Here is a 16,574-nt window from a genome sequence, read left to right as displayed (position 1 = left end):
TAACGAGGAAGTACCTAGCATGAAAAACGTATTTGTCGAAACCAGCAACGTTAAACGCTTTCTGTCCGCGCTTTCGGCGCTTGAAGAACGCGGGGCACAGGAGGCTTGCCTAGTCGTTGTTGATGGACTGCCGGGCCTTGGGAAAACGACGACGCTCAAACATTGGGTCGCCCAAAACGGCTGCATCTATCTACGAGCCAAGAAGGAATGGACACCGAGCTGGTTCATGAACGAACTGCTCGAAACGCTCCGGGTTGACCCACCGCATTCGTTTCAGAAGAAGTACGCCAAGGTGCTGGAAGAGCTTGCCACGCGGCAGGGCATGGCCAGCATGGAACGGCGGATTTTCGGTCTGGTGATCGATGAGGCCGACCACGTCTCATCACGCGCGGCAATCCTCGAAACCATCCGCGATATCTCCGACATGATTGAGCTGCCGACCATCCTTGTCGGGATGGGCCGGGTCAACGACAACCTCGCACGGTTTCCGCAGGTCGCTTCGCGCGTGTCGCAGAAGGTGCGTTTCGAGAAGGCGACGAAGGACGATGTCCGTCAGCTCGTTAGATCACGTTGCGAGGTTCCGGTAGCCGACGATCTTATCGATTTCGTCCTGACCGTTAGCCAGGGCTTCAATCGTGAAGTCCTTGAAGCCATCGCCAACATTGAACGCTTCGGACTGCGGTCGGAACCGGGCGAAGGCGGAGTCACGGTGGCCGATATGGCCGGCCTCGTCATCGTCAACGATCGCCGCACCAATCAGGTGATCAAGGTTCCGGGTGCGCTCTGATGGACGCCGCGAAACTTGAGCCCGGCGAAATCCCGACCACGATCCTGCACCACCTCTGCGAGGGAGAATGCCAAACGATCGATCAGATCGTCAACGCACTAGGACTGACCCACCGTCAGGTATCGAACGGCGCCGGGAAACTGATCCTGCGGAACTATCTCGAACGGGTGGAAATCGGTTGCTACCAGCTCACCCGCGATGGACTTACCGCCAAGCACAACGGAACCGTCATCACATCCGGCCCTTGGCGGCCGGACACGGCAGGCACCAGAAAGCCCGTTAGGGACACGTTCCGCCAACGGCTCTGGACGGCCATGAGGATGTCCGGCGCTTTCACCATCGGCGAGCTTGTCATGGCAGCGTCGCGTGATGACGCTGATCCCGAGAACCATACCGGGCGATATCTGCGTTACCTCAAGGCAGCAGGGTACGTTGTGGAATTGCCGGTGCGTGCCAAGGGGACACATCAGACGTCCAACGGCTTCAAACGCTACCGGCTGCTGAAGAATACTGGCCCGACAGCCCCTCTCTATCAGGCGAAGCGCAAGTCCCTCCACGACTACAATTCCGGGGTGGACGTTCCATGCAACAAGCCACTTTGATTGACCTACCGGACCCGGAGTGGATGGACGTTTTACGGGCCGAGGCCGAGAAGCCGAACACCACGAAACAGGCCATAGCCGACGCCCTGGGCGTATCGCGCACCGCGATCTCCCTTCTGATCGCGGGCAAGTACACCGCCCGCACGGACAAGGTGACCCGGAAGATCGCCGACAAGGTGATGGAGCTTTACGCGCATCGCCGCTGGTGCCCGCATCTTCACCGGTCGATCACGCCAACTGCCTGTGCGGAACATCGATCCATGCCGATGCCGATGAGCGATCCGGTGGCCCTGCGCCATTGGGTCGCCTGCAAGAATTGCCCCCAAAATCCCGCCAGCAAGAAGGACCAAACCGATGCTGTCTGACGCGTTGCATACCATGCGTGAACGGTTCTCCAGCGGCGACATTGGTGCTGATCTTCACGGCGTCACGCTGGCGCTCCGCGCCTTCGAAATCGAAGCGCGGAACATGGAAACCCGTATCGAGATTTTCACCGGCCGTCCGCACGTACCGCTCGACGGCAATCTGATCACCGCGCCGGTCATCGATCTCCACGGAGGCGCCGATGCTCTCTGATCTGCTGACCATGCTTCGCGATCAGATCGCGCAATACCGCCACGATGGCGTCATGGCCACTGCTGACCAGATCGTCACTCTCGCGGCCGTCCTCACCTACGCGGCAAACCAAGCCGCCCTGATGGAGCGCCGCGCCGCCGCCATAGCCGACCGGGACAGCAACGTCGTTGCTCTCCCGAACCGCAATACATCCCAACAAGGACCGAAGAAATGAAGCTCGCCATCTCTCTCACCATTCCCGTCGAAGACTTCCACGGCGTGCCCTACGTGCGCCTGGCTAAAAACGAACTCAAGGCGCTCAGCGCTATCAAGCCGGAGCATATCGAAGAGGACGAGCTGGTGCGCCGGCTCTCGGCGAAAGCAGTGGAGATCAACGAGCGACTCGCGGCCTTCCGCACCGAAGTCTTTGATGAAGTCATGGCTTATCGCGATCTGCTTGCCGAAAAATACGGAGTAAAACGGCGCGGATCGAAGGGCAACATCACCCTATCCACCGTGGACACGACCCTTCGCCTACTGATCCAGGTTGCCGACACTCTGACGTTCGGGCCGGAGCTTGAAGTCGCGAAAGAGATCATCGACGAGTGCATCCGTCGCTGGTCTGACGGTTCCAGCGACAATATCCGGGCGCTGGTCGATCAGGCGTTTCAGGTCGATAAGGTTGGAAAGATCAATGCCGACCGCATCCTTGCCCTTCGTCGCCTCAAGATGACGGACGAGACCGGGCAATGGGAAAAGGCCATGGGTATTATTTCGGATTCAGTCCGGACAATGACCTCCAAGGAGCATGCCCGGTTCTATTCCGTTGATCGAGACAGCGGCGATCAGACGCGCATTGCGCTCGATCTCGCCAACGCGTGAGCGCTGCCATGGCCAAGACCGAACGCCACGACAATGATGCCGCAATGAACAGCATCGCGCCCGCAGGCCAAATGGGGGACGAACGATGAAAGGTTGCAGCTACCCCTCAAGGGTGGACCGACGCACTCAGCTCTTTCAGCGTGTGAGTGTCAGCGAGAAGTTGAACTTTCAAGATGACCTTTGCTCTAGGAGGCCAGTCGCGCAAGATGTCATCGTCCGGGCCAGCAAAAATTTTCAGTTGAAGCGTATGAGGACTTTTGCTTCTGTCTTCCCAGCCACGAAGGGGCATAGGCCACCTGAATTGTCCGAGAGCAACGACTTCTCCGTCAAGTTTTGTCTCATGCAAACCGACATTAGTGGTGAGATTGCTTGCAATTCGATGGACAAGCATGCCTCTACGGTTCCAGTTTACCACCCTTACGACCATGATACGGGAATCGTCCAAGTCCGGTGTGACATCGATTGTGGGCAGCGCGTCGCCAAGCTGAAAATCGGTCTGGCGCCGCACATGCCTAAGTTGTCGGTAAAGCGGCAACATAGTCGCACCTGCAACGATCGCCGCCACCCAGCCGCTCAACGCTCCCAGCCAGTTTCGAACTCTTTCTTCAGTAAGAGCTGGGCCGATCACGCCCCAAACGTGGCTTGCGTAAGCGAAAATATCAATGATCACCCCCAAGGCAGCTGCGCCAGCAATGAAAAACCATCCCGCTCTTGTCATGAAGTTCTCCATGCGACCTTACGACCCAGCGTAGCGAGTATGGCTGCTGTGAAGCAACATGATATTTGCCAGCCTCCTTTACAGAAGGCGTCATCGTGATGGATCGCCTTTCCCTCAATCGGTTCTCGATTTTGCAGGATCAGGGAAATTGCCCTGCCTGCGGTTCCCTCGCTTGGGTCCATTCTGGCGACCAAAAGCTGTTCACGGTGCTCTACAAATGCGGCGCGGTTTTCGATGTGAAGGCGGGCGCTTCCATCAGGCATCTAACCCCATGCCCGGCGCCGTCAGCAGTGGCGGCCGCTGCGCTGGAGCGAGCCGCCATGGCTATGGCTAAGGCCGGCCAAGACATTAAGATTGGAGGTGCCGCATGAACGCAACCGCAATCATCAACATCGCCCGCCAACAACTCGGCATCGAAGAGGAAGCCTATCGCGCACTTCTCGTTCGGGTGACCGGTCTTGCCTCTCTCAAGACCATGTCGGCACACCAGCATATTGCTGTCATGGACGAAATGAAGCGGCTTGGCTTCCGCCTCAAGAAAGGCGGGCGAACCCTGCCGGTGGCGACCAAACCGTATATCCGGCTGGTTCATGCGCTTTGGCGGTCTTGCCACCGGAAGGGTGTGATCGCGGACGGCTCCCGGCAGGCGCTCCGCTCATTCGTCAAATCCCGCGCGTCGGTCGATGACCCGGATTTTCTGTCCTACGATCAGGCAAGCCCGATCATCGACGCATTGAAGGCGATGGAGGCACGCGGATGACCGACGATTCTGTTGCAGTCGCGGGCTTGCCAAAGTCGATCCGCGATGTCGCCGAGACGCTCGGCCTGCCCCTCGTCCTGAACGTGATCCACCACTTCGGTGGTCAGGAAATCAAGTTCCCGAAATTCCTCAAGGAAGACCACCCGGTTTATAGGGCTCTTGGCAAAGACGACGCGACTGCGCTATGTAACTTTCTGTCCGGCGAAATGATCTATGTGCCGCACATGAGGCAGCGCCGTTCGATCCGAATGGACGTGCTGGCGCTGGAGGATGCGGGCCGCGAGCGGCGCGAGATCGCCCGCATCCTCGGCGTCTCCCAGCGCCACGTTCGCCGGATGGCGAACAAGACACCGCCTGCCAATCAACTCAGCCTTTTCGATTTCGACTGACCGGACCTTAAGTCCGGTCTTTTTCATGGCGCCCATGCGCCAGTGTCGCCCGCAAATGCTTCCCCTGCCATTTGCGAGGTTTTATGACCACCTACGTTTTCCGCAAACCTTCCCGGCCGATCAGCCGCGTCTTCGTCCATTGCAGCGCCTCGGACAATCCGGATCACGACAATGTCGCGACCATGGACCTCTGGCACAAGCAGCGCGGCTGGGCCGGCGTCGGCTATCATTTCTTCATCCGCAAGAACGGCATGCTCGAAATCGGCCGCTCCCTGGAGCTGACCCCGGCCGCGCAGGAAAACAACAACATCGGCACCATTGCCATCTGCCTGCATGGTCTGAAGGCAGAGAAATTCACCCAGGCGCAGTTCGCCACGCTGATCACCCTTTGCCGCCAGATCGACGCCGCCTATTCGAGCGCCGTCACGTTCCATGGCCATTGCGAAGTCGCCCGCAAGGCCTGCCCTGTGTTCGACTACAAGCGTGTTCTCGGATTGGACGCCAAGGGCCGGCTATCGGCTAAACCCGTTCTGGCCGATAGCGGTGCGATCGAAATGCCGCGCACCCCTGGCATCGAGCATCTGGAAGAGCCCGGCAGTCTCGGCATCGGCGTGCTGCACATTGGCAGCAAGAGCGGAGCGGTCACCGACCTGCAGAAGAAGCTGGTCGCCCTCGGATACTTCGTCGGCAACATTGACGGCGAGTTTGGCACCCGTACCCGCGATTCCGTCATGGCGTGGCAGGCCGATAATCACCTGACCCCTGACGGCCGCTATGGGCCGCTCAGCCGCGAAGCCATGCGTGATGCGAAACCTCGCCCTGTCTCCGAGACCCGCGCCGTTGCCTCACTCGCCAGCTTGTCGGCCAATGGTTCGGGAATCGCCAGGGCGACGATCGACAGCCGCCTTGCGGGCATTGTCCTTTCCGCTGGTGGCGTCCTCGGCGTCGTCAACGAGGTGACCGGTTTCTTTTCGACCGCCACAGGCTCGCTCGGCGAGATCACCAAGACGCTTGAGCAATACGGCCTGAGTCAGGGTGCCGTCATGATCGCGCTCGGCGCTTATGTCGTCTGGAAGTCGATCAAAGCCGGTCGCGCTCACGTCGAAGATTTTAGGAGCGGCAAGACTGCATGACCGGGCCTGAAACTGTATTCGGCGTGAAGATCGCCACCATGATCTCTGCCTCGATCGCTGCCGTTATCTCGGTGGCGATCGAATGGCGCAGCCACGACAGAGTAACCGCGATCGGCTCGATCGTCGCGGGTGTCTTCGTTGCCGCCGTCGCGACCGAAGCCACGTTAGAATTTCTCGGCGTGGCCAACTCCGGCACGTGGAGCCATGCCGTTGCCGGTCTCTACGGCATCACTGGCCGCAACCTCATCATCTGGGCCCGCCGCGCATCGAACGATCCGCCCGAGTTCATCCGCACTATCCTTGGCATCAAAAAGGACAGCGACAAGTAAGCATGGCCAACGATCAGGAAACCCGCCGCAAGGCCCGCGCCGATTACATCTATCGGCGCATGACCATCGCCACGATCGCGATGACGCTCACCGTTTCCCAGGCGACGATTGGCCGATGGAAGAAAGCCGCCAAGGAACGGGGCGACGATTGGGACATTGCCCGGTCGGCCAGCCTGATTGCGGGCGAAGGCCTTGAGACCGTCGTTTCCTCGGTGGTCGAAGATTTCATGATCATGGCGCAATCGCTGCTGGAAGAGATCAAGCACGGTGCGCTTGGCCTTGACCAGAAGGTCAAGCATCTGGTCGCCCTGGCCGATGCCATGACAAAGATGACGGCCAGCGCCGGCAAGCTCGCGCCAAAGATTTCGGAGTTGGGTGTTGCCCAGGACGTAATGACCCACCTCATCGGCTTTGTGCGCGAGAACTTCCCGCAACACATCGGCGTGATCCTCGAAATCATCGAGCCCTTCGGTGAACGGCTGGCGAGCCTCTATGCGTCATGAACAAGCGCCCGACACTTAAGGCGAAAACCACCGCGAAGGAATTTCGCGAGGCCATCGCAAGCATGGCGGAAGACCTGTCGCGGTGGATCGAGCTTTCGGTTACGGCGTTTCCGGCCGATCCGAAGGCGCGGGCCGAGCGGCTGCGCAAGCTGGCCGACCCGCAGACCGGCTTCCAGTACTTCATGGAGACCTATCTGCCGCACTATGTTCGCGGCGACCATAGTCTTTTCCATCAGCATATCTTTGCCCGCGTGCCGGAGATCCTCGCCACGAAAAAGGGCGGCAGAGACCTGTTTGTCGCGCCCCGCGGTTCGTCAAAATCGACGCATCTTTCGCTGGGCTTTGCCCTCTACTGCATCATGCGCGGCCTCAAACGTTACATCCTTGAGGTTTGCGATGTGTACAGCCAGGCCGCGCTTCTGATCGAAGCCCTGAAGGCGGAAATCACCACAAATCCGCGCCTGCAATTCGACTTTCCAGAGGTGTTCGGCGAAGGCCGCACGTGGCGCGAAGGCGAGATCGTCACCCGCAACAATATCCGCGTCGAAGGGCTGGGCGCCCTTCAGAAAATCCGTGGTCGCCGTCATGGTCCCTACCGGCCGGACCTGATGTTTTTCGATGACCTCGAAAACGACGAAGCAGTGCGCAATCCCGACCAGCGCAAGAAGCTCGAAAACTGGATCAATCGCGCCGCCTTGAAGGTCGGCCCACCTGACGGTTCCATGGACGTGATCTGGGTCGGCACCGTGTTGCATTTCGATGCCGTGCTTGTGCGGGCCGCGAAGTCGCCGGTCTGGCGCGTCATCGAATTCCAGGCGATCGTCAAATGGCCCGATCGCATGGACCTTTGGGAGCGCTTCGAAGAGCACTATCAGAACGATGGCGAAGATGCCGCCCGCGCGTTCTATGCCGAGAACAAAGAGGCTATGGACGCGGGTGCTGTGGTCAACTGGCCGTCCGTGCAGCCGCTCCTCTGGCTGATGTTGGAACGGGCCGGAAGCCATGATGCCTTCCAGACCGAATATCAGAATAAGCCGATCAGCGAGGGCAACCCGTTCGGCAAGCTGATCTATTGGAACGTTAGAACGTCCAACCTGATTTTCTTCGGCTCCGTCGATCCGTCGCTCGGCAAGGCTGGCAAGGGCCGCGACCCTTCGGCGATCCTGATCGGCGGCATGGATCGCCTGACAGGCAAGATGGACGTGGTGGAGGCCTCCATTCGCCGCCGCCTGCCGGACATCATCATTGCCGACACGATCGCCCTTCAGCGGGAATATCGATGCCTGCTCTGGTTTATCGAGGCGGTGCAGTTTCAGGAGTTCTTGCGCACGCAGCTGATGGTCGAAGCTGCCAAGGTGGGCGTCGGCATTTCCGCTGTGCCGATCATTCCGCATGCCGACAAGAACCTGCGCATCGAGCGACTACAGCCGCCTGTCACGGCTGGCCTGATCCGTTTCAATTCCGCCCATACGACCTTGATTGATCAATTGCAGCAATGGCCAAACGCCGACCATGACGACGGTCCAGATTGCCTCGACATGCTTTGGCAGAACGCCCTGTTTTATTCCGGTGGCGGTAACGCGGGCGGCAGTGCTGGCGTCATGACCTCCGCTTCGACCGGAACGAATGCCCTTGGAGACTACCGCCTATGACACAACTCGAACCGGTCACCGACGAGGCCCGCAAGAACCTGCCGGCCGATGCCAAGGTACTGATCGCCAACGCGACCAACGACATCACCATTCCGTTCTACTCCGGCCTGCTTCAGCATGCCGACGATACCCTTATCCAGCGCGGCGGCGGCAAGGGTCTGAAAATCTATGACGAGATCGTTCGCGATACCCACGCCTACGCGATGCTGGAAAAACGCAAAAAGCACCTGATCGCCCGCGAATGGGAAGTGAAGGAGGCGTCGGAACTGCCGCTGGACATCCAGGCGGCCGAGTTCGTGCGCGAGGTTTTTAACGTTCTGCCATTCGATCGGATCACCGAGGAACTGGTGGGCGGTGCCACTCTCAAAGGCTTCGCAGTCTCGGAAGTCATCTGGCAGCGGAAAGGCAACCGCATTGTGCCTGCCGAGATCGTCGCCCACGATCAGCGCCGTTTCTGTTTCGATGTCGATTGGCGTCCTCGTCTGCTGACGTGGACGAACATGACGCACGGCGTAGAACTGCCGGACCGCAAGTTCATCGTCCATCGTTTTGGCGTCATCGGAAACAATCCCTACGGCCTGGGGCTTGGCACACGGCTATTCTGGGCCGTGCTGTTCAAGCGCGAGGGCATCGCCTTCTGGCTTCATTTTCTCGACAAGTTCGCGGGACCGACCATCATTGCGGAAACGCCCTACGGCATGCTGAGCGACGAGCAGGCGAAGCTCCTCAATATGCTGGCGTCGATCCGCACCAGCGCTGCGGCAACCGTACCGGTTGGCACCGAGGTGAAGTTTCTGGAGGCAGCTCGCTCCGGGTCGGTCAGCTATCAGGACTGGCTCGCCTATTGGGACAAGCAGATTTCCATCTGCGTGAACGGCGAAACTCTCACCACGGACATCGGCAATGTAGGTTCCAAGGCAGCATCGCAAACCCATGCCGACATGCTCGATCTGCTGGTGGATAGCGACGCCGACCTGTCGTCCGACACCCTTCGCGAGCAGTTAATCACCTGGCTCGTGGAATACAATTTCCCCGGCGCTGCCGTTCCGTCCGTCTGGCGCGTCCGTCCTTCCAACGAGCAGAAGAAGGCCGAAACCCGTAAAGCCAAGGCAGAGGCAGCCACAGCCGAGAATAGTGCATTGGTCGAGATCATCACTACGGCCGGTCAGATCGATGACGATGACGACGCCCGCGAATACATCACCTCGTTCGGCCTGACCGAGGCACTGTCCGACAAAGCGATCGACCGGCTTGTCGAGGCCCGCTTTGCTTTCATGGAAGGCGGCAAGCGTCAGCGCGATCTACGACAGCAGACCGAGAACAATCCCGCCTTTGCAGCGCTGTTCGGTCCCGTAAAAAAAAACTGAATAATTCGGTCAGCTTCGCGGCCGATCCCGACCCGGTGACCGATCTTTCCGATTCGATAGAGGATCGGACAAGCCCCTATCTCTCCCGCCGCCTGGGCGCGATCCGGGCGGCGCTCGATGCGCCCGATCCTCAGTCAGTCGCCCAGGCGCTTCTCGGGCTTGCCGCCAAATGGACGCCCGACGCCTTCGCCCAGATACTCGGCCAGGGACTTGAGCTTGCCGCCTACCACGGCCGCGAAGCCGTCTTCGTCGATGCGGACGAAACCGGCAGCTTTGCCGACCCGGATGTCTTCAGCCAGCCATTCAAGGAACAAATCGACTTCCTGCGCCAGAAGCGCGGCAAGCCGACGAAGACATGGCTTGATGCCATGCACGGCACCCATGACCGCGCGTTTGTCATTGCCGGCGCTACTGACATGGCGATGCTCTCGGATTTCCAGAACGCGCTGGCCGACGCGATGGAAAAGGGCACCACCCTCGACGCCTTCCGCAACGAGTTCGACAGCATCGTTGCCAAGTACGGCTGGGCTTATAACGGCGAGCGCGGCTGGCGCACCCGTGTCATATTCGAAACCAATATGCGGACTTCCTACATGGCCGGTCGCCTGAAGCAGATGCGCGATCCGGACGTGCTGAAGCTCCGACCCTTCTGGGAGTATCGCCACGGCGAAACCCGCACACCGAAGTCGCCGCGTGCGTATCACAAAGCTTGGCACGGTAAGATTTTCCATTGCGACGATCCGTTCTGGGAGACACACTTTCCGCCTAACGACTGGCTTTGCTCATGCGGAGTGCGTTCCCTCTCGCTGCGAGACCTGAAGCGGAGGGGCATGGATGGGCCGGACAAAGCGCCGGCTCCCCTCTATCAGGCCGTCCGCGATCCCGCGTCGGGCCAGCTTGTCGAGCAACCGCAGGGCATCGGTTTCGGCTGGGACTATCAGCCGGGCCATCTTTGGGAACAGGGACTGGTGCCGTCCTCACTGCTCGACCAACCGGGCACCCTGTCATTCGACGGTCGTCATGTCGTGTCGATCGACGTGCCGGAACCGTTGGAGGATTTGCTGTGCTCAGCTGTTCCGTTCAAGTCCGCGCCACTCGCTGAAGGCTTGGAGCCGGAGGAATACATCCAGTCGTTCCTCAAGCCGTTCAACACTGATATCGGCCAGGGCGTCCTGTTCGAAGACAGGGCTGGTGCCATGATGCCGGTGTCGGACCAGCTCTTCCGCGATCGGCGCGGCGACCTGAAGGTAGCGAAGGGCGACCGGGCGACGATGACGCCGCTGCTCGCCGAGGCGCTGCTTGATCCCGATGAAATCTGGCTGGGCGTGGCGCGAAAGAAAGACCCAGTTGATCCAGACCAGGGCGAGCTGCTGCTCGATCGCCGCTACATCCGTGCCGATCCGAAAACCGGGCTGCTGATCGTGTTCGAAGTTGGCGCACGGTTCTGGGAAGCGGTCACCGCCTACAACACCACCACCAAGAGCGGAAAGCCGGATTTGACGGCGCTCGACAAGCGCCGGGGCGGAAAGCTGCTGTACAAGCGCCCGAAAAAGTAAAAGGCCGGGGTGATCCGGCCTTAGTCTCGGCTTGCAAACTTGACCCATCACCAGTCTGACGCATCACCGATAGGGGAAATTATAGCATGAGCGGCATCAGTTACAAGACGACCGTCAACGACGCCGATATGCGCGCCGAGCTTACCACCTTGATCGACCGGATGGAGAACAAGCAGGGTTTCTACAAGAACGTCGGCGAACATCTGTTGAACTCCGTTGGCGATAATTTCGACAACGAGGAAAGTCCGGACGGCGAAAAATGGGCTCCGCTTTCGCCGGTCACCGTTGCGCGACGTGAGGCTCAAGGACACGGGCCGACACCGATCCTTCGGTTTTCCGGCGCTCTGCGAGGCTCAATCAACTTGGAGGCGTCCGCCGATGATGTCAGAGTGGGCACGGCGAAGGTCTACGGCGCGATGATGCACTTTGGCGGGGAATCGAAGGGCTACATGAAAGCGACGATCCTGGCCCGGCCTTATCTTGGCATGGGAGCCGACGACGAACAGGAGATCGCGGCTATCGCTGCGGAGTGGCTCAGATAAGCGGCGTCAGTGCCCGAGCGTCAATTCGCTGGGCCGGCCGGCGGCACTTCCGGCGCTCCGACCATCGTAGCAAGGGATGTTGTCGCTTCTCCGGCCACCAAGGCTGGAAGTGAATATGGTAGTGGCGCTGCCGTCCCCAGGGTTTCGCAAAGGGCTCGCCCAAAACTCTCCAGCATTTCGATATCGGTAGTGATCTGTTCAGGACTGCTCGACTGTTTTGCGTTGAGAGAGTGGGCAATTTCATTGCGGCGCTCGAAGAAGTTTTCCAAACTTTCTACGAAACGACCGTGCGCCTTACCTGCGTCGGTCACGCCGAATGCATCGAGCATGGGCTGCTTATCGGAAGCCATCGAACAGACATCTTTAAGCCCACTGACTTTAAATAGACCATTGATCTCTCGTGGCCGCATGTTGTTCTCATTATGAATGAGTTCGCGGTAGATATCCTTCGAGAGGTCGCCCTTGCAGAATTCATATATCATTGTGAAACGCGCCTGCGCGGCGCCAAAGATATTTTCGGAACCGGCCTTCTTGGCATTGTCGAATTTGACCTTTGCAAGGCCATCCATTGTGCGCTTCCAAGCGGTGCTCGCTAGGTTCGCAGGAAGTTTGTCAAAACTCTCTGTTCCCGCCACGACCGCCCGCGCAAATTCCCGCGCCATTTCGCGTACAAATTCTTCAAACGTCGCCGCCACCAGCAGAGTAGCGGAGTTGGCCGCTGCAATACGCGCTTTGGACAATTGCTTTGGATCTGAGAATGTAACGACTAGAGAGCGGATCGCCTCCATGTCGTCGATGAATTCCTCGGCTATTACCTCAAACACAGTTGTCATCACTTACTCCGGGCGAAGAATCTGCCGCAACACCCTTATGCGTTCCTTGATTGCGTTGGCGGTATTCGCTTGGCCCGTGAGAATTGTTACTATGTTGGCGTCAGCCATTGCGTTGATCATGCGCCCGCGTACGCCAGGCGCGTCCGCGGCAATGGTTGCACGCGACGCCCAAAGCTCATTTATCGCGACCATTGAGGCATCGTAAATGGCCGCAGATACCCGTTCGCGCCCCTTCTCATCGGCGGGTAGCAAGAAAGGCTTACCGTCAAAGAGGGTGTACAGGAATGTAAACCGCTCAATGTACTCCAGTTTCATAACATCGGCTTGCGCATCAGTGAATTGCAACTCCATTGCACGATCTAGGATCGCCTTCATTGAACCACGAATGTTCGTGTCGTCTTTTAGAGCGAAGTAACGCAGCACGAGTTGGCAATCTGCCATGCTTGAGTAGAGCGTATTTTTTTGCCGTAGAGGGTTTTCATAGTAGTCGTTTGGATCGGTCTCGATGTACGGCGGGATGTCGAAGACCGCGGTAAAGAGATTATTTCTCGTAAGTTCCACAATGATCCGATTGAGGGGCCCTGGATTGAGCGCATTGCGGATTTCCTGCGGATTGAGCTTGGTGCCTCCCGTATTCAATCGGTCGAAGATGAAGCGCCGGATATCCGTCATGGTGAGGCGGCTTTGAGCTGCCGTTTCAGCTTCGCTTTCAAGAAGAAGTACAATCGCTGACAAATTGGAGCGCTCTAACGCTCGCTTGATGCGAGGCGGGCATCGGGAGTAACGAATCCCGTTCAACGGCTTAAGCACAGGTAGAGAGGTAAGCGCAAAGTCGCCTGCCAAAAACTCTTTAACAGCGTTCAGCCGCTGCTGTCCGTCCATAACCTCGTACCTCGCCGCGTCGCTCTCGTACAGGAACACGGGCGGTACTGGGATGTTTAAAAGCAGAGATTCGATCAGTTTCGATTTCTGAGCAGTGCTCCAGCGTAACCGGCGCTGATATTCGGGACGGAGATTCAGAACCTCGCCCTTTTCAATCAAGTCTCTGATCTGCGGCAAAAAGAAATTATTCGTTTGGAACACGATGCGAAAAGCGTTCTTAGCGAAAAACTCATCCGGATCGACACCTTGTGCTTCTGGCGCGGCAATTTCGGGACCGTCTTCCGGATCGCCCAAAAGGACTTCGATATTCATGCACAGCTCCTCACAGATCGGGTCTTCATGCAATAGAGCGCGATATCTAGGTTAGCAAGCCGCATCGAGATCAAGGCCCCTTCTGCGCGCCGTCTCCGATCCTCAATTTTGGCTAAATTAAGCTCGGCGGAAAAACGACTGGGTTTGTCCGGGGAACGGCAAGTGCGTTTACAGAGGCGGTGACACGGAAATTTGGAAAGACGCCTGTTACCCCCATCGGAAATCCACTTTGACGCGGATGCGGGGTCGGCTCCCGCTACCGCGATCGCTCGTTTTGTTTAATCGAAGGATGGGCTATAAACCGCAACCCGCCGCCTAAGCCCAGGAAGGCTCCATGACAACCAAGATTCTGATTGATACGTGCGTGTGGCTCGATTTAGCCAAGGACTACCGGGCAGTCCCCGTGTTGACCGCCATCGAGGACTTAGTCGACGCCGATGCTATCCAACTGATCGTGCCTGAAACCATTCCCAGCGAGTTCGCCCGAAACAAGGATCGGGTGGTCGATGACACTAGGCGTGGCCTCAGTTCCCATTTTAAGCGAGTACGGGAAGCTATCACGCAGTTCGGTGAAAATGACACCAAGTCCGCAGCTTTGTTGACCCTCACCGAGATTGACCACAAGCTTTCGATCAATGGTGACATGGCCAAGCGAACGGTGGAAACAATCGAAAAGCTGTTCGTTACCGGGCCCACTATCGACGTTTCCGATTCCGCTAAGCTGAAGGCTGCCGACCGGGCTCTAGCGAAGATAGCGCCGTTCCATCTTGCGAAAAATTCTATGGCGGATGCCATTCATTTGGAAGTTTATGCCGAGGCTATGGCTGCAGAGACGGATCAAGAGACGGCGTTCGTATTTGTCAGTTCCAACTACCGCGACTTCTCGCAGCACAACGGCGACCGTCGGCTACCCCACGACGATCTGGTTCCATTGTTTCCGAAGCCGAAGTCGACTTACTCGATCAACATCGTGGACGTCATTCGAGCGATCGACGGCGAAATGCTCGACAATTACGAATTCGAACACAATTGGCAGGAGCAGCCGCGCCGATTGTCGGAGATTCTAGACGCTCAACACCTTCTATCTCGCCAAGTCTGGTACAACCGGCACTGGGGCCTGCGGACTAGTGTGGAAGACGGTGAAACCGAGATTATAACAAACGAGGAATTTCGAAAACTTGACGGATATCACCCGTATGTCGTGGTCGATAAAATCTGGAAGGGCGCGCTGGCTGCCGCCAAGAAGACGGAGGACGAAATAGGTCTCGACAATCTCGGGCCGTGGAGTGATTTCGAATGGGGCATGATTAATGGCAAGCTTAGCGCCCTACGGTGGGTCACGGGCGATGAGTGGGACATGCTCGACACTTGAGGGTGATATGAGGCCAAGTTTCGTACTTGACCAAGGACGCTGTCCTCCCCGACACTGGGCCGGTGATCCCAATATTTGACGCGAGGCCCGTTAGACCCCCGTTAGAAATCGACTGTGGCGCTATTGCCGCCCCAATCCGTCACCTCAGATGTCGCGAAGGCTTGCATCGTCCAATCAGCTGACGCATTGTGTGCCCGCAACCCCGAATGCCACTGACCGGACCTAACGTCCGGTCATTTTTGTTTTCGGCATCCCGCAAGGTCGTTCTCAGCAAATGAGCTGAGGACCGCATGACCAAAACCGCCCGCATCGAAGTTTTCCGGACCGGCACCTTCACTCCGATGGAAGGCCCGGCGATCAGCTATTCGGCTGCTGACCTGAAAGCGGTCGCGGATGCTTACGACGAAGCGACGGCTCCGGCCCCGATCGTCGTCGGTCACCCGACCACAGACGCCCCCGCATTCGGTTGGGCGAAAAGCTTCGACTTCGACGCCGCAACCGGCATTCTCCATGCGACCGTTGGCGAGATCGCTCCGGCGTTTTCCGAGGCAGTGAAGGCCGGCCATTACAAAAAGGTCTCGCTTCAGTTCCACCGGCCGGAGGGCGTTGCCAATCCAGTGCCGGGCACTTGGTATCCCAAGCACATTGGTTTTCTCGGTGGCATGGCTCCGGCCGTGACCGGCTTGAAGAACGTCGCGTTCTCCGGCGATGCCACCGACAGCGTCACCTTCAGCGCCAGCTTTGGCGAGCGCGGCTTTGAGCAGACGTCATCGCTGCTGCGCATGCTGCGTGAATTTCTAATCGAGAAATTCGGGATGGAAGACGCCGACAAGGCGCTGCCCAGCTACCAGCTCGAATGGCTGAACGACGCCACAATTTCCAACCCTCCCGCACGCCCCGCTTTTTCTACGCCCGCGCCTGCGCCGACAAAGGAGAATGACTTGACCCTACAGACTGACCCAGCTTTCGCAGCGCGGGAGGCCGATTTTACCACCCGCGAAGCGAACCTGAAGGAACGCGAGCAAAAGATTGCCCACGCCGACAACGTCTCTTTTGCCGAAACCCTCGTGACTGAAGGCAAGATCATCCCGGCGTCGAAAGACAAGATCGTCGCCTTTCTCGACGCCGTGCCAATCGAGACATCGGTTTCGTTCGCGGCCGGTGAAGCTGCCGTGCCGCTCGCCCAGGCATTCCGCACGATCCTCTCCGAGCAGCCGAAGGTCATTTCCTTCGGTCGCACCGAACTTCCTGCCCCAGGCTCGGAAGCCGGTTCGGCCTCGTTCGCGTCGGACGGCAAGCCGGTCGACGCCGAGCAGCTCGATATCCACGCGCGGGCAATCGCGCATCAGCTTCAACATCCCGGCATGGCCTTCCTCGACGCCGTGCGTGCGGTTTCTTAA

Annotated in this window: 20 protein-coding genes; 17 read left to right on the top strand and 3 right to left on the bottom strand. The window is 58.5% G+C overall.

Annotation, left to right across the window (positions count from 1 at the left end):
• The first annotated feature begins 19 nt into the window (after window positions 1–19).
• From J2Z75_RS28115 to J2Z75_RS28090, 6 genes are read left to right on the top strand one after another with little or no spacing between them, the layout of a single operon-like run.
• A complete protein-coding gene (locus J2Z75_RS28115) occupies window positions 20–787 on the top strand; it encodes an AAA family ATPase (protein ID WP_209857161.1) in 768 nt (255 codons plus the stop codon).
• Complete coding sequence (locus J2Z75_RS28110) at window positions 787–1,389, top strand: hypothetical protein (RefSeq protein ID WP_209857159.1); 603 nt, start codon at window positions 787–789, stop codon at window positions 1,387–1,389. The genes J2Z75_RS28115 and J2Z75_RS28110 overlap by 1 nt, the downstream gene beginning before the upstream one ends.
• Window positions 1,371–1,754, top strand: coding sequence for a helix-turn-helix domain-containing protein (locus J2Z75_RS28105; protein WP_234937620.1), 384 nt, complete (start codon window positions 1,371–1,373; stop codon window positions 1,752–1,754). The genes J2Z75_RS28110 and J2Z75_RS28105 overlap by 19 nt, the downstream gene beginning before the upstream one ends.
• Window positions 1,744–1,965 carry a hypothetical protein gene (locus tag J2Z75_RS28100; protein WP_209857157.1) on the top strand — a complete coding sequence of 74 codons (222 nt, stop codon included), beginning with the start codon at window positions 1,744–1,746 and terminating at the stop codon, window positions 1,963–1,965. Before J2Z75_RS28105 ends, J2Z75_RS28100 begins: the two co-directional genes overlap by 11 nt.
• Complete coding sequence (locus J2Z75_RS28095; RefSeq protein WP_209857156.1) at window positions 1,955–2,179, top strand: hypothetical protein; 225 nt, start codon at window positions 1,955–1,957, stop codon at window positions 2,177–2,179. The genes J2Z75_RS28100 and J2Z75_RS28095 overlap by 11 nt, the downstream gene beginning before the upstream one ends.
• Window positions 2,176–2,826 (top strand): DUF3164 family protein, encoded by a 651-nt coding sequence (locus J2Z75_RS28090; protein WP_209857155.1) that lies wholly within the window; start codon window positions 2,176–2,178, stop codon window positions 2,824–2,826. The genes J2Z75_RS28095 and J2Z75_RS28090 overlap by 4 nt, the downstream gene beginning before the upstream one ends.
• A 106-nt stretch (window positions 2,827–2,932) precedes the next feature.
• On the opposite strand, the gene J2Z75_RS28085 is transcribed toward J2Z75_RS28090, so the two are convergent.
• Entirely contained in the window at window positions 2,933–3,544 is a 612-nt protein-coding gene (locus tag J2Z75_RS28085; protein ID WP_209857154.1) for a hypothetical protein, read from the bottom strand.
• A gap of 367 nt (window positions 3,545–3,911) precedes the next feature.
• On the opposite strand from J2Z75_RS28085, the gene J2Z75_RS28080 reads away from it, so the two are divergent.
• From J2Z75_RS28080 to J2Z75_RS28040, 9 genes are all read left to right on the top strand, one after another.
• Window positions 3,912–4,304, top strand: coding sequence for a regulatory protein GemA (locus J2Z75_RS28080; protein ID WP_209857153.1), 393 nt, complete (start codon window positions 3,912–3,914; stop codon window positions 4,302–4,304).
• On the top strand, window positions 4,301–4,693 hold the full coding sequence (locus J2Z75_RS28075) for a helix-turn-helix domain-containing protein (protein WP_209857152.1): 393 nt from the start codon (window positions 4,301–4,303) through the stop codon (window positions 4,691–4,693). The genes J2Z75_RS28080 and J2Z75_RS28075 overlap by 4 nt, the downstream gene beginning before the upstream one ends.
• Before the next feature lie 83 nt (window positions 4,694–4,776).
• Window positions 4,777–5,826 carry a peptidoglycan recognition protein family protein gene (locus J2Z75_RS28070; RefSeq protein ID WP_209857151.1) on the top strand — a complete coding sequence of 350 codons (1,050 nt, stop codon included), beginning with the start codon at window positions 4,777–4,779 and terminating at the stop codon, window positions 5,824–5,826.
• Complete coding sequence (locus tag J2Z75_RS28065; RefSeq protein ID WP_209857150.1) at window positions 5,823–6,155, top strand: hypothetical protein; 333 nt, start codon at window positions 5,823–5,825, stop codon at window positions 6,153–6,155. Before J2Z75_RS28070 ends, J2Z75_RS28065 begins: the two co-directional genes overlap by 4 nt.
• A gap of 2 nt (window positions 6,156–6,157) precedes the next feature.
• On the top strand, window positions 6,158–6,658 hold the full coding sequence (locus tag J2Z75_RS28060) for a DUF1804 family protein (RefSeq protein ID WP_209857148.1): 501 nt from the start codon (window positions 6,158–6,160) through the stop codon (window positions 6,656–6,658).
• Window positions 6,655–8,310 carry a phage terminase large subunit gene (terL, locus tag J2Z75_RS28055; protein WP_209857146.1) on the top strand — a complete coding sequence of 552 codons (1,656 nt, stop codon included), beginning with the start codon at window positions 6,655–6,657 and terminating at the stop codon, window positions 8,308–8,310. The genes J2Z75_RS28060 and terL overlap by 4 nt, the downstream gene beginning before the upstream one ends.
• A complete protein-coding gene (locus J2Z75_RS28050) occupies window positions 8,307–9,677 on the top strand; it encodes a phage portal protein family protein (RefSeq protein ID WP_209857144.1) in 1,371 nt (456 codons plus the stop codon). The genes terL and J2Z75_RS28050 overlap by 4 nt, the downstream gene beginning before the upstream one ends.
• A 35-nt stretch (window positions 9,678–9,712) precedes the next feature.
• A complete protein-coding gene (locus J2Z75_RS28045; RefSeq protein ID WP_327791309.1) occupies window positions 9,713–11,233 on the top strand; it encodes a PBECR2 nuclease fold domain-containing protein in 1,521 nt (506 codons plus the stop codon).
• Between the two features lie 86 nt (window positions 11,234–11,319).
• Window positions 11,320–11,775, top strand: coding sequence for a phage virion morphogenesis protein (locus J2Z75_RS28040; protein WP_209857142.1), 456 nt, complete (start codon window positions 11,320–11,322; stop codon window positions 11,773–11,775).
• Window positions 11,776–11,795: 20 nt separating this feature from the next.
• Here the strand turns inward: J2Z75_RS28040 and J2Z75_RS28035 are convergent, their stop codons facing one another.
• Both J2Z75_RS28035 and J2Z75_RS28030 read right to left on the bottom strand, forming a co-directional pair.
• Entirely contained in the window at window positions 11,796–12,608 is an 813-nt protein-coding gene (locus J2Z75_RS28035; RefSeq protein WP_209857141.1) for a HEPN domain-containing protein, read from the bottom strand.
• A 3-nt stretch (window positions 12,609–12,611) separates the two neighbouring features.
• Entirely contained in the window at window positions 12,612–13,802 is a 1,191-nt protein-coding gene (locus J2Z75_RS28030) for a DUF262 domain-containing protein (RefSeq protein WP_209857139.1), read from the bottom strand.
• Between the two features lie 334 nt (window positions 13,803–14,136).
• Between J2Z75_RS28030 and J2Z75_RS28025 the strand changes: the two genes are divergently transcribed.
• Window positions 14,137–15,174, top strand: coding sequence for a PIN domain-containing protein (locus tag J2Z75_RS28025; RefSeq protein ID WP_209857137.1), 1,038 nt, complete (start codon window positions 14,137–14,139; stop codon window positions 15,172–15,174).
• 290 nt (window positions 15,175–15,464) lie between these two features.
• Entirely contained in the window at window positions 15,465–16,574 is a 1,110-nt protein-coding gene (locus J2Z75_RS28020; RefSeq protein WP_209857135.1) for a phage protease, read from the top strand.

This window comes from Rhizobium herbae, assembly GCF_017873135.1.
Taxonomy (GTDB): Bacteria; Pseudomonadota; Alphaproteobacteria; order Rhizobiales; family Rhizobiaceae; genus Pararhizobium; species Pararhizobium herbae.
This window is presented reverse-complemented; position numbering and strand designations above follow the sequence as displayed.